The 12,469-nt window shown below is 42.8% G+C and carries 13 protein-coding genes; 8 read left to right on the plus strand and 5 right to left on the minus strand.

What is annotated here, in order from left to right:
* Positions 1–9 precede the first annotated feature (9 nt).
* The 3 genes from sctU to C505_RS0108715 all read left to right on the plus strand — a co-directional run bounded on the left by sctU (position 10) and on the right by C505_RS0108715 (position 3,295).
* Positions 10–1,071, plus strand: a complete 1,062-nt coding sequence (gene sctU, locus C505_RS0108705; RefSeq protein WP_018692218.1) for a type III secretion system export apparatus subunit SctU — start codon at positions 10–12, stop codon at positions 1,069–1,071.
* A 325-nt stretch (positions 1,072–1,396) separates the two neighbouring features.
* The gene (locus C505_RS0108710; protein ID WP_018692219.1) at positions 1,397–2,329 is read left to right on the plus strand and encodes a lipase family alpha/beta hydrolase; all 933 of its coding nucleotides are present in this window, start codon (positions 1,397–1,399) and stop codon (positions 2,327–2,329) included.
* Between the two features lie 3 nt (positions 2,330–2,332).
* Positions 2,333–3,295 (plus strand): lipase secretion chaperone, encoded by a 963-nt coding sequence (locus tag C505_RS0108715; RefSeq protein ID WP_018692220.1) that lies wholly within the window; start codon positions 2,333–2,335, stop codon positions 3,293–3,295.
* Between the two features lie 356 nt (positions 3,296–3,651).
* Here the strand turns inward: C505_RS0108715 and C505_RS24280 are convergent, their stop codons facing one another.
* Positions 3,652–3,966: a hypothetical protein gene (locus tag C505_RS24280; RefSeq protein WP_157368922.1), complete on the minus strand. Its 315-nt coding sequence runs from the start codon at positions 3,964–3,966 to the stop codon at positions 3,652–3,654.
* A gap of 147 nt (positions 3,967–4,113) precedes the next feature.
* Between C505_RS24280 and C505_RS0108730 the strand changes: the two genes are divergently transcribed.
* The gene (locus C505_RS0108730; RefSeq protein ID WP_018692223.1) at positions 4,114–4,722 is read left to right on the plus strand and encodes a DUF1287 domain-containing protein; all 609 of its coding nucleotides are present in this window, start codon (positions 4,114–4,116) and stop codon (positions 4,720–4,722) included.
* Positions 4,723–4,821: 99 nt separating this feature from the next.
* Positions 4,822–5,688 carry a hypothetical protein gene (locus tag C505_RS0108735; RefSeq protein WP_018692224.1) on the plus strand — a complete coding sequence of 289 codons (867 nt, stop codon included), beginning with the start codon at positions 4,822–4,824 and terminating at the stop codon, positions 5,686–5,688.
* Positions 5,689–5,824: 136 nt separating this feature from the next.
* Here C505_RS0108735 and C505_RS21875 read toward each other — a convergent pair whose 3' ends face one another.
* The 3 genes from C505_RS21875 to C505_RS21880 form a co-directional block, all read right to left on the minus strand.
* Positions 5,825–6,502 (minus strand): GAD-like domain-containing protein, encoded by a 678-nt coding sequence (locus tag C505_RS21875; protein ID WP_018692225.1) that lies wholly within the window; start codon positions 6,500–6,502, stop codon positions 5,825–5,827.
* Positions 6,502–6,663, minus strand: a complete 162-nt coding sequence (locus tag C505_RS24960) for a polymorphic toxin type 15 domain-containing protein (protein WP_018692226.1) — start codon at positions 6,661–6,663, stop codon at positions 6,502–6,504. The genes C505_RS21875 and C505_RS24960 overlap by 1 nt, the downstream gene beginning before the upstream one ends.
* Before the next feature lie 211 nt (positions 6,664–6,874).
* Positions 6,875–7,738: a universal stress protein gene (locus C505_RS21880; protein ID WP_018692227.1), complete on the minus strand. Its 864-nt coding sequence runs from the start codon at positions 7,736–7,738 to the stop codon at positions 6,875–6,877.
* 287 nt (positions 7,739–8,025) lie between these two features.
* Here C505_RS21880 and C505_RS0108755 point away from each other — a divergent pair, with 287 nt between their 5' ends.
* Positions 8,026–8,274: a DUF1289 domain-containing protein gene (locus tag C505_RS0108755; protein ID WP_018692228.1), complete on the plus strand. Its 249-nt coding sequence runs from the start codon at positions 8,026–8,028 to the stop codon at positions 8,272–8,274.
* 7 nt (positions 8,275–8,281) lie between these two features.
* On the opposite strand, the gene C505_RS0108760 is transcribed toward C505_RS0108755, so the two are convergent.
* Positions 8,282–9,001: a substrate-binding periplasmic protein gene (locus tag C505_RS0108760; RefSeq protein WP_211215066.1), complete on the minus strand. Its 720-nt coding sequence runs from the start codon at positions 8,999–9,001 to the stop codon at positions 8,282–8,284.
* Between the two features lie 172 nt (positions 9,002–9,173).
* On the opposite strand from C505_RS0108760, the gene C505_RS0108765 reads away from it, so the two are divergent.
* Together C505_RS0108765 and C505_RS0108770 are read left to right on the plus strand one after the other, a co-directional pair.
* On the plus strand, positions 9,174–11,273 hold the full coding sequence (locus C505_RS0108765) for a TonB-dependent receptor plug domain-containing protein (protein WP_083938306.1): 2,100 nt from the start codon (positions 9,174–9,176) through the stop codon (positions 11,271–11,273).
* 11 nt (positions 11,274–11,284) lie between these two features.
* Complete coding sequence (locus C505_RS0108770) at positions 11,285–12,466, plus strand: hypothetical protein (RefSeq protein ID WP_157368924.1); 1,182 nt, start codon at positions 11,285–11,287, stop codon at positions 12,464–12,466.
* The last annotated feature ends 3 nt before the right edge of the window (positions 12,467–12,469 follow it).

Genomic DNA, 12,469 nt, shown 5'->3' on the forward strand with positions numbered 1-12,469 from the left:
GAATGTATTATGAGTGAAAAAACCGAACAACCCACCCCTAAGAAGCTGCGAGATGCCCGTAAAAAAGGACAAGTCGCGCACAGTAAAGAGGTCGTTTCTGCCGCTTTGATCATCGCGATCGTCGGCTACTTTATGGCGTTTGGCTCATATATTGTCGAGCAAATTAAGGCAATTATCATTTTACCGACCTTATTCATCAATGCGCCATTTGATCTCGCACTCAAAGAGGTGATGGAAGGCATGGGGAATGCCTTGATTGCGATTGTTCTTCCATTGATTGGCATGGTTATGGTTGTTGGGATCATCTCTAATTTCGCCCAAGTTGGGCCATTACTTTCTTTCGAATCTGTCAAACCAGAGTTGAAAAAGCTCGACCCCATTCAAGGGGCCAAGAAAATATTTTCGATGAAAAACTTTGTCGAATTTCTCAAGTCTGTCATAAAGATTTTGTTACTTTCAATCTTGATTTACATCTCTATCCGTGCACATTTGGGGGAATTGTTCAACTTATCCACATGCGGTGAACAATGCTACCTCCCCATGATGGGCAAATTGATTATGGAGATCATGATCTATACGATTTTTGCGTTCGTGATCATTGCTGTCGCTGATCTGGTTTTTCAGCAGAAGCAGCATACGAAACAGCTGATGATGTCCAAAGATGAGATCAAGCAAGAATATAAAGAATCGGAAGGGAACCCAGAAATCAAAGGTAAACGAAAGCAATTCCACCAGGAACTCATGCAAGGCGGTGGCGGTGTAGCTGCGGGTGTGAAGAACAGTGACGCGATTGTCGCCAATCCAACCCATGTCGCCATCGGCATTCGTTATAACAAAGATGAAGCACCTTTACCAAAAATCACTGTCAAAGGACAGGATACACTTGCGAAACGGATCAAAGAACTCGCACGAGAGTATGATATCCCGATTATTGAGAATGTCCCATTAGCGCGCGGATTGCTCGCTCAAACCGAAATTGACGATTATATTCCCAGCGAATTTCTTGAGCCTGTCGCCGAAGTATTGAAGTGGGCGAAGAAGCTCAAAGAACAACAAGATAACTCACACTAAAGAATGAATTCACCTCCCTAAGTTGTGAATATGACTGACATATTCATGCAACATTTTGCACCAAAATGGGCTTTTTATGCCCCAAAATGAAACATTTCTGAATAAATATCATTGACTTTGTCTAATATTCAGCTAGTTTGATCCCTTAGCGCTCAGACTTTTATCTAGAGCGTGGAAAATAAAAGCGATAAAAATATTTCTGAATCAGGAAAATAGAGGCCAGTTGTCAGCCGTCTATCGTGGGGACGATAGTGACTGAATCTCAACAATAAATCCTGACAGAACATCAACACAACAAAAACAACAGGGTTAAACAGGTGATCACATGAAGAAGAGTCTTTCTGTACTCTTTGGGATTCTTGCGCTTGTTTGTTCGTCATTCGGTCATGCGGATGACTATACACAGACAAAATATCCCATCGTCCTCGTTCACGGCGTATTCGGTTTTGATAGTATCCTCGGTGCCGATTACTTCTATAAAATTCCTTATGAAATTCAGCGTAGTGCCGCAGGGCAAAAAGTCTTTGTTGCTTCAGTCTCTGCCGCGAACTCCCATGAAGTACGTGGTGCACAACTTGCTGAGTATGTTGAAGAAGTCCTCGCCATTACACAGGCAGAAAAAGTCAACTTGATTGGCCATAGCCAAGGTGGACCAACATCGCGATATGTGGCTAGTATGTATCCTGAAATGATTGCATCGGTCACCACCGTTGGCGGTGTGAACTGGGGATCACCTGTTGCGGATGTAATCCGAAAAATACCAACCAACAGCTTACCAGAAACAGTCATCGCAGCTGTCGCAAATGGTGTTGGAAAATTAATCCGATTCCTTTCCGGCTCTTCAAGCGAGTTACCGATTGACTCCGTGAATGCGCTTAACTCATTGACAACCCCAGGTACGCTGGCGTTTAATCAAAGATACCCTGAAGGCGTACCAGAAAGATATTGTGGCGAAAAACAGGCGCTTGCAGAAAATAATGTTTACTATTTCTCTTGGAGTGGTGCCACTGAATTCACGAATGTCTTTGATCCAATAGACTATGTGTTTAAAGTCACAGGACTTGCATTTAATGGTGAACCAAATGATGGCTTAGTTTCTGCCTGTAGCTCACATTTGGGTTATGTTATCAACGATAGTTACGATATCAACCATCTCGACCAAATCAATCACTCATTCGGAATGTCTGATCTGTTTGAAACGGACCCGATAACTATCTATCGCAATCATGCAAATCGTCTCAAGAATTACGGGTTGTAAGCTATGCGAAAGCGGATTTATCTTGGGGCTACTCTTAGTAGCCTCCTGCTATGCGGGTGGCTGTGGACGGAACAACCTGATGCAAGTGTGAATCGGCCTGAACAGGAAATTAAGCCACAGTCCATCACACAAAGAGAACAATTAAAATCCCAGCATAAGGTCAACATGGATGGTGCAGTCCAAATGGATGCATTTCGAAAACTGGTGATTAATCGCCAGCTAAAAGACTTTTTTGATCATCTCATTTCTTTATCGGATCCACATGATCTGAGTCACATCAAAAAGCTACTCTCGGAATATGTCACACGCCATCAACTTTCCCCCAAAGCCGCATATCGCTTAAAAAAGCTGTTTGATCAATACCTGAATTATAAGCATGATTTAGCCTCCTACCATCAACACCCAGTCATTGGCACCGAGCAAAACCTTCGAATGATTGCTGATCAACTTGATCAAATTAAACAATTACGAATGCAACATTTTTCACCTGAAGTCTATGCCGCATTTTTTAAAGAGGACGACGAATATGATCGCTATGCCTTAGAGCGACTAAGACTTGCTCAGGATCCCAGCCTTGGCCCCTCGCAAAAACGGGAACTACTCACACAGCATATCGAAAAACTCCCAGAAGATATGCGTAAAGCCATTCAACCTTCCCGCCAAATGGCCAACTTGCATGAACACATGAAAGGTTCCAATTTTGATAATAATATTGATGAAATTGAAGACCAATATGGTGTCCAGGCCACAGCTCGCTTGCAACAACTTCATAAAAAACGAGCAAACTGGCAATCCCGGGTAAAAGCTATCCACCAACAAATTCAAAAAACGCAATCGAGTGACTATTTGAGTGAATTAGAGAAACAAGAGCAGATCCAGGCACTCAAAAAAGAGCAATTCACAGCAAAAGAAATGCGTAAGCTTGATGTTTATCTGAGGAATTGGGAGCAACTTGGTAAGTCTTAACCCTTTTCAAGTTCACGCATAATGACAAATCAGTGAAAGTTCCACATGATATAAATATAAATGGTGGTTCTTATCAATTTTCATCCATTTCATTCTCCTTTGGCTCTATGCATTTGAATCACATTCTATTTGGGAAGAAACCGATGACGAATAAAAATTCATTGCTTCACAGTCCATTCATCTTCCGTTCAACTTCATTCAGGTAGAATCCACCAAGTTTTTCTGAATCGTTATGTCGCTTCAGTTGTGTATCATGGGTTGTCGTTATGCTTAAAATAAATATAGTCCCACAGCTTGTTGATTTTCAAAGAATCCGCCTCCTTTGGCTTTTTTCATTAATTCCATGTGTTTATCTCTCAATTTCTAATATTATCGCAGCTGGTGATCGCGCTTTCACGTTCGAAGAACAGAGCATGCTTCTCCTTTTTGTCATGTCTACGATTGGCTGTCTTTGTTACATATTTAGCTTGCGTTTTCTCAACCAAAAGATATGGTTTTTGATTTTTATGGGTGCGGTGTTCGTCGTGATCCGGATGATGATCATTGGCTTGAAGCTGCTGGAATTCCCTTCTTTTGAATCTGGTTTTCAGTTCTTTGCCAGCATCATTATCAGTAACTGTAGCTGCGTGATGCTTTACCTTTACACATTCGAGTCTGATAGTCTCTGGCACAATCCATCTTAATCATTTTCACCCTGTATCTTCAACGACTCCTTTACCTTCTGAAAACGTGAAGTCCGAGTTTGCTTCGTATGAAACATTTGTGTTGCGTCGCTGTCCAATACTTCGATTTGGCAATGCGATAAAGTGAGGATAACCATGCGTAAAATATTCATATTTTTATTGGCATTACCCAACACTGTATTTGCAGGCTCGTTTGAAAAAGAAATTGTGCAAGCAGCTTATGAGCGCACAAAACATCAGGTTCGTTATGATGGTACCTATCTTAAAATCCCCTATCCGAATGGTGATGTGCCCAAGAATATCGGTGTCTGCACTGATGTGGTGATCCGAACCTACCGCCAATTGGGCATCGATCTACAAAAGCTGGTCCATGAAGATATGCGAGCAAACTTTTCTGCATACTCATCCAAGCAGATTTGGGGGCTAAAAAAACCAGATACCAATATCGACCATCGCTGTGTCCGAAACTTACAGGTTTTCTTTCAACGACATGGACAATCACTCAAGGTGTCGCAATCTTCACAAGATTATCACCCTGGCGATCTCGTTACCTGGATGCTTCCCGGTAACTTGCCTCATATCGGAATCATCACGAGCCAACATGACCCAATCACGGGTACTCCTTTAGTCGTACATAATGTCGAGCAAGGGCCAAAGCTGGAAAACTTCTTGTTCAATTACCCAATCACTGGACATTACACATTCAATCCGACTGAAGTGTCTCAACCGAAAAAAATCAAATAAAAACAATTCACTCTTTCATCCTATTTTATCAAAAAGATGAAACTCACTTCCTTTTCATGTTACTTAAAAGGAAACAAGGAAAATAAAATCAGGTGATTTATGAGTGTTCCAAATTCAATCCAAAATACAATGATTTCCCCAAGCAGCCAGCAAATGGGAGTGCAACATCATTCTACCAATCCAACAATGGTCCGGGTTGATCTTACTGAATTACCTCACGGCCATCAGATTGATGCAACTCAGCCAAAACATGTCATGGGGCTAGATCTAGCAACTAAAGAACTCTATGATTTCGACGAAGTACAGTATGATGATGCAGTTTATTCAGATGATGATGAGCAACAGAACTTTGGCGACTTTATGGCTCAGTTCAAGCAAGGAAAGAAAGGTAGTGTTGACTCCATAAGTGCGATGAGTGAAATCAGCAAAGGCTCTCCTCTAGAAGCAGCACAAGGAGCCTTTGAAAAACTCCAGCAGGAACTACCGAAGGTGCCATATTTACTGGTTGGTAGTTTGGCAGCAGCGCAATATGGCGGTATTCGTGCACCTGAAGACGTGGATGTCATCGTTCCTAAAATGGATCACCTGAATCAGATCGATACAAAAATGAGTAAAGATGATGATTCCGCTTTTGATAATTACTCTTACAAAAGCCAGACCATTAAAATGAAAACCGTCAGTGATGGCACCCGCGTAGATATTGGCACCAGTGCAATGTACTTTGCCACTGATGGCTCTGGAAACATTCAAGGAGAAGATTACTCAACTGGCATGGCAACGAAAGAGCTACTGCTTGCAGCTTACCTAGTCAGATTTGATGAAGACGGTAAGCAAGACGAAGCACAAATCAGAAGCATCATCGACTACAATGATATGCAAAAAGATGATTTAAAAGATATTCTCGTCAAGCTTGATGGCCAGCAGCACAAAATTGCCACTGAACGCTGGAATACTTTCTTCGATTAATCCATGACGAAAGGAGCACAATCTGCTCCTTACTGATGTCACTTATGTCGCGTACTTTGAGTGTACTCGCTCAGGCTTAAGCTGACAGTTACCCACTTTCGAAGGTGACTGTCCGTTTAGATTTGAGTGAGTACAGCTATTCAAGATCACCGAGATCGAATGAGCCAACATCATCTGGCATTGCCAAGACATTCGGTCGCTCTCCCATTTGCTGGAGAATCGCTAAATGAGGCATGATCTCTAGCTTTTGCAGGTTATCCACGCTATGGCTGCCTCCCATGCACAGTGCTGGCACAAACCCATAGACTTCGTTTGCTTGAAGCGGCCCAAGTTTTTCGAGTGCTTGATGAAACAACAACGCTTCCTGTTCATCCGTCAAATCAAAGTGTTCTGGATCGGATGCTAGAAAGAACGATCCCATCGCCTGGTCTTGTGGCTTGGGTGAATCTTCGTATTGTTTAATTTCATCCGCAAAAATGTGATTCATTGGACAGGAGATCTCAAGCGTGCGATGACTTTTTTCACCCCACACATACAATTCGCCGAAAGCACTTCGTGCAAACACATGGAACGTATCCACCTCATCAAGTGGCGTTTCTACTAACCAAAGATCCAAGACAAACTCATAGTCTTTTGGGTTGACGAACCAGATCAATCCTTGAGCAAAGGAAGTCTGACCGAATTCCTCCCAAAATTTAAGAAGCATCGGGGGCATGACCCCCGAGTAGGCTTCCAAAACTTCTGGCGCAACCTGTTCTGCATGATCTGGTTCGCCGAATTCTTCTAAAAAGCAATTGATTTCTTCAATCTGCATCAATTTGGTCCTCTGGACACTTCTAATTTGACATTCATTCTTGCACCGCCCTGGCCATTTTTCATCGCGTTTGCAACCGTTTGATCAATGTCTGGCAGTCGAGATCGCCAGCTAGAACCAATTGCTGAATTAATCGCGGCTTCTATGTTTATTCCTCTCATTTTATAGGTTGTGCGTGTTTATTGGAACACTGTAACGATCAGACCATTGATTGTCGTTTGCTGATTTTAGAACTGAGGTTGATATCCATGCAAAAATCAATACTTTGAGTATTAAGGAATCAGATTCAACTGAAGTGATTAAAAATGAAGGTTTTTCAAAGAGAGAAGCGCACACTATGTTTGTTCAGGTGCGCTTATTTTGTGACTCAATTCAAGGCTTAATCGCTAAAATATCCGTTTTGAGTAAGCCTAAAATTTCTTCTGCGGTGTTGCCTATCACTGAGCCTTCCAGACCACGGCGTCCCATCATGCCAAGCACGAGAATGCCAATTTTATGTTTTGCGGCATTACTGAGCAGTACTTTGTCTGGCTCACCGACCGTAATATGGAAGTTTGCCATATCAATACCGAATTCTTTAGAAATTGCTTCGAGTTTGGGTTGGATCTCTTGCTTGACTTCTCTTTCTTTTTCATCTGGATACACAATCCCGAGATCACGTAACAACCTTGGCACGGTGATGGTATAACAAGCGTGCAGATCAACCCCCAGGACTTTGGCGATCTGCTGTGCCTCAGTCAGGATTTTTTGATTGAGCCCTTCTTTTTCTTTATTTGTGGTTTCCAAGTCAATCGCAGCCATCACATGTTTTGCTTTGCGCCATTGCTCTTCCACAGCAATAAAGACTGGCGCGCCGCATTCTCGCAACAAATGCCAATCTGTTGGAGTATACGTCATTGACTCTGAACGATGACCTGTCTTGACGACCATACTCACATCATGAATGTCGACATAATGATTGACCCAGTTGTGAATATGTTTTTCCCAAACCAACTCATGAGTGACCTTGATGTCTTTTGTAATTGTTTTGGTGAGGATCTCGCTCGATTTATCTTCCAGTCCTTTGAGCACCTGCTCTTTGATGGCCGCAGCGTTACTGCCCCACTCTCGCAATCTGGCATAACAAAAGAAGACAACATGGATCGGCACCTGATAGGCCAAAGCGAGTTGCTCAGCGTGTTGAATAGCAATAGGGTTATGATCAATTTCATCTGCGATAACAAGTATGTGTTGCACGCCGCTTTCCTCGCTTCTTGGTCGAAAAATCTAGGTATCGTTTTAAGTGTAACCAAAGATGACTGCACTATTGGTGATATTCATCAAACTTGGCTCAATCTCTCTTCATTAAGAATCAATTGCTTAGCATCAACATGCAATCCATTAACTCGCTGAATTTTAGAAAATTTCTTCAAAAATACCCAACTAAAGACTGAAATTAAGCAAAAACAATCCATAGTTTGTTGACAAACGTAAAAGTAAGCGTTAAGGATAGTATCAATTGAACAAACTACGGGCAGTCCGCCGTGGAACAACTGGAGATCTTTCCTGTGCCAAGTCCATGTAAAGGAATATGCCAAACAGATAATCAAGGGTACTGTATCGGGTGTTTCCGCTCCCGAGACGAGCGTTTTCATTGGCAAACGCTCAGTGACCCGGAAAAACATCAAGTTTTGATGCGCTGCCAACGCCGTGCAAAGACAAAAACACGTCAGGTCAAAGCACAACCGATCTCTCTTACACCACAACCGGTTCAAGCTAGTTTATTCGATTAGAATAAACTTATCTGACCCCCAGCATTTTCTGCACTTGGCTGCCATAGTAATCCATGACCAGCTTGTTAAATTGCTTCATAAAGTCTGGGTTATTCTTTAAATAATCCTTAGAAATATAAACACCAAAGGGTTTGGCCCGTTGCACATGAAAATTAAACCACTTTTCATCAAATCCCTGCTTCCGGTTTGCTTCTAAAAATACACCTTCCGATAAAAACACCGCATCCAGCCGTCCGCGCTTTAATAGTTTCACTAACGTCATCGAATCTGAGTTACCTTCTACATTCGCATAGCCTTTCTTTTTTAACCACAAATATGTATTCGCTTTCAGATGACTGGCAACGCGGATCCCTTTGTCTTTGAGATCAATGACCTTACGACCTTCTTGCGGAGGAAGAAAAAACCAGTTCCAGCGATTGACGGTGACAGGTGCAGAAAATACAGCGACTTTGTCCCGCTCATCATTCTGTGTCGCCAGAAAAAATCCATCAGAACGTCCTTTCTCAATCTCATTGAGCGCTTTGCCGTAATTCGGGACAACCCTAAAATCAAAAACGACCTTCATTTCCTTCAATACTCTAGAAACCTCTTCAACACCTTCCCCGATGATTTCCCCTTTGTCATTCAGGTAGGAGTAAGGCGGGAAGTTCGGCAGCGCAAAATGCAACTCCTGATTTGCAGCGCAATTTCCGCTTAATAATAGAAGTAATAAAAGCAGTCTTCTCATCATTCATATCAATTGATGGCAATATCCTCAGACTAGCACAAAAACAAAATTCTCCTTGATTGTGAGCATGTTGACAAAATATTCGTTCCGAAAGAAGAAAACAGGTTAACTTCCTTAATGATAATGGTTATCATTAGCATTATTTTCTAAGGACCACAAAAGGAAACGCGTTTTGCAACGTTCGTATTTGGCTCTCGTTGTGCTTAGCAACTTGGCGCTCACCCCGTTTTATTCATCCGCAAATGATAATAAAGAAGAACCGACAGAAGTCATCGTCGTCACTGGGACCAGAACCGAGAAGCCACTGTTGGAAACCCCGGTTCGTACAGAAGTGATCACACAGCAAGAGCTGCAAAAGATCCACGCCGCGAACTTGGAAGAGGCACTGAGATTTTCACCCGGCGTCGTGTTAAGAACGCTTCGTGGAAAAACCAGCTCCGAGGTCTTGCTACAAGGCTTTAGCGGAAACCGCGTGTTGATCCTTATTGATGGTGAACCTGTCATTGGCACCGATGGTGGTGCGGTCGATCTCGGCCAAATCCCAACTTCCACAATTTCGCATATCGAAATCGTCAAAGGCGCCTCCTCAGCCCTCTACGGCAGCGCTGCAATGGGCGGTGTGATTAATGTCATCACAAAACGCCCAGAAGATAACCCAGCAGCCATCGTCAACCTCACGGGCGGACGATTCGATAATAATGTCGCTTATAAAGAACGTTTTGGCGCACACAAATGGCGTGGCTTTACCCAGTTGTCCGGCAGCGTTGGCGCACACCAAGCTTCTATTTCCTTTGATTACAAAGATATCGGTGGGTTTGATTATTTGCACCGAGATAACATCAAGCTGCCAGAAAACCATCCTTTGTATAATCACTATCGCACCATGACGTTTGGAAATAATGGCGAATATGGCAACAAACGTCAGTGGTCTGGAAAATACTATTACACACACAGCGAACAATTCGAGTGGTTTGTGAAGTCTTCCTATTATGACCAACAATTAAGAACCGATTATGCCCGTCAGGTCCCAGGTTTTGGTATCTTCCGTGTTCGTCAAAAGACATTCGATATGGAGCGGACACACTTTACTGTCGGGAATAACTTTGACGCTGGTGACTGGAACGCACAATCAAAAATCATTTGGGAACAAGCGAAAGACCATCAGCCGGATGATGATATTCAAACCGCATTTATTGATTTATCGAATGACGCAACCCACGAGACTAAAAAGCTCGAGACAAACTGGAGCTACTTTGGTTTCAAGAATTTCGAAGTCGTTTATGGCCTGAGCTGGCAAGAAAAAACGCTCAAAACGACCAAATCAACATTGGATACGGTCAACCAAACCATCAAGTCGAAGAGTCAGCTCTCTGATAAAGCAAACCGTTCAACAGAAGGTTATGTCCAAGTCGAATGGGATATTTTGCCAGAATTTACCCTACTTACTGGTGGGCGTTACCAACATGACAGTCAGTTTGGTTCACATTTCAGCCCGAAGCTCAGCCTACAATACCGCTTAGAAGATGTCGCCGGAGCATTATGGAACTTCCGCCAAAGCATCGCGCAGGGCTATCGTACCGCAACACTGCGTGAGCAATACTATCTATTCGATCACCGTGAAGCAGGCTACTTAATTGCAGGGAACAAAAACCTTGAGCCGGAAGAGAGCCTGAACTTTCAACTCGGTGCAGAGGTGATTTGGGGTGCAGTCACTGTTGATGTGAACTACTTCTATAACGAGATAGAAAAGCTGATTTCCGCTGAGTTTGATGCCAACTTATCCGCAAATTCCGTTAATTTGTATCATACAGATACCCCTGTCACGGTATACCATTACAAGAATATTGACGAAGCAACGACACAAGGTGTTGAAGCAAATATCACTTGGCGGATCACCGATAAGCACAAACTGCGTGTCGGACAAAGCTATCTAGACAGCGAAGACAAGTCCACAGGCAAGCCACTGAAGAACCGACCAAAACATCAAATCCAGGTCGCATTCGATACAGAGCCGTTTTCCTTTCCGCTCAACTTGAGTTTGCGATACACCGCAGAGAAAGACTCATTTGATAGCGCAAGGACAAAAAACAACGGCATGCAAAACTGGAACCGCCTCGACTTCAAAGCAAATTACCAACTCGATGATGCGTGGCGCGTGTACGGCGGCATTGATAATGTCGGCGATCAACACAGAGACTACCTGGATTCTACCGATATTCGTCCAGCCCAAGGTCGTTACTACTACCTTGGTGTGGAATTTAAATGGCTTTAGGGGAAAAGCAAATGAAAAACGTACTTCTATTTTCCATCTTGTCATGCAGCCTGCTTAGCGGCTGCGGCCAAAGTGGCGGAGACTCAGCAGGAGATCTCCTCAATGATTCACCAACAGCGCCAGATCATAAGGCGGATGAGAATGGGGTGTATACAGTCTCAGCCAAGCCTCAAGGTGAAGATTTTGTTTATTTTAACTTTGAGACTGGAGAACAGTGGCCAAATGAGCCAACCGATCAAGATTGGCACATGAAAATTCTTGGTACTAATGTCCTATTAAACGTCGACTCAAATGTATCAGGTGCATTTATCATGCAGCCAGATGGTTTTTATGATGAAGATGGAAAAGAAGTTGATTACACCTTCGCAACAGAAACAGCCCAATCTCAAGAAGAAAGCTTTCTTGCAACAACGATCGACTCAAAAAATTTAAAATTCCAACGTGACCAGCTTGAGCCAATACTGAGCACACACTATTGGCAAAACAACCTAGAGCAATACCCTAATGCGTCTGTTAACCCTGATCATTGGTTTATGGTCACCACACCGCTCAATAACTCAGGAAACCATTCTGACTATGGAATAAAATTTCATGTTAGCGAATTTGATTTCATTTCAGCAGACAAGTCATTGACGATTGAAGGCTATCACACATTAGAAGACAAGAATTTCGATCATTCAAATATTAAAGAAATTACCTTCAATTGGTCTGGGGAATCAACATCTCAATGTGTCAATATCCAAACATGGCAAATTGTTGATTGTAATGAAGCAGATGCTATTTGGCATATTCAGATGAAAGCAACACCAGAGAGAGCCGACTTCTGGCTTGGTAGGCCTGACAGCACTATTGCAAAAAATACTATCACAGGAGTGTTAGGGACCTATTTACCAGGTCACCAAGGAGGCTATCCAAACATTACTGAAAGCCAAGACACGAAGTTAAGCTCTTTCCTCAGACAGGATAAAATGAAAAGTGTCTTTGGCTCACACTCATGGTATTGGTATACAGGCTCTTACACTTCTGAATATATCAAAGCTGGTATTCGTATTTTTTCTAATTTCAGTCTTTACGCTGTAAAAACAGAAAATGCCATCTATAAAGTTCAGGTGTTATCTTATTTCAATGCTGAAAACCAGCCTGCACACCCAACATTCCGCTACCAAAAAGTTGCTGATCTAAAGGACGAATAATAT

Source organism: Algicola sagamiensis DSM 14643 (genome assembly GCF_000374485.1).
GTDB classification, from domain to species: Bacteria; Pseudomonadota; Gammaproteobacteria; order Enterobacterales; family Alteromonadaceae; genus Algicola; species Algicola sagamiensis.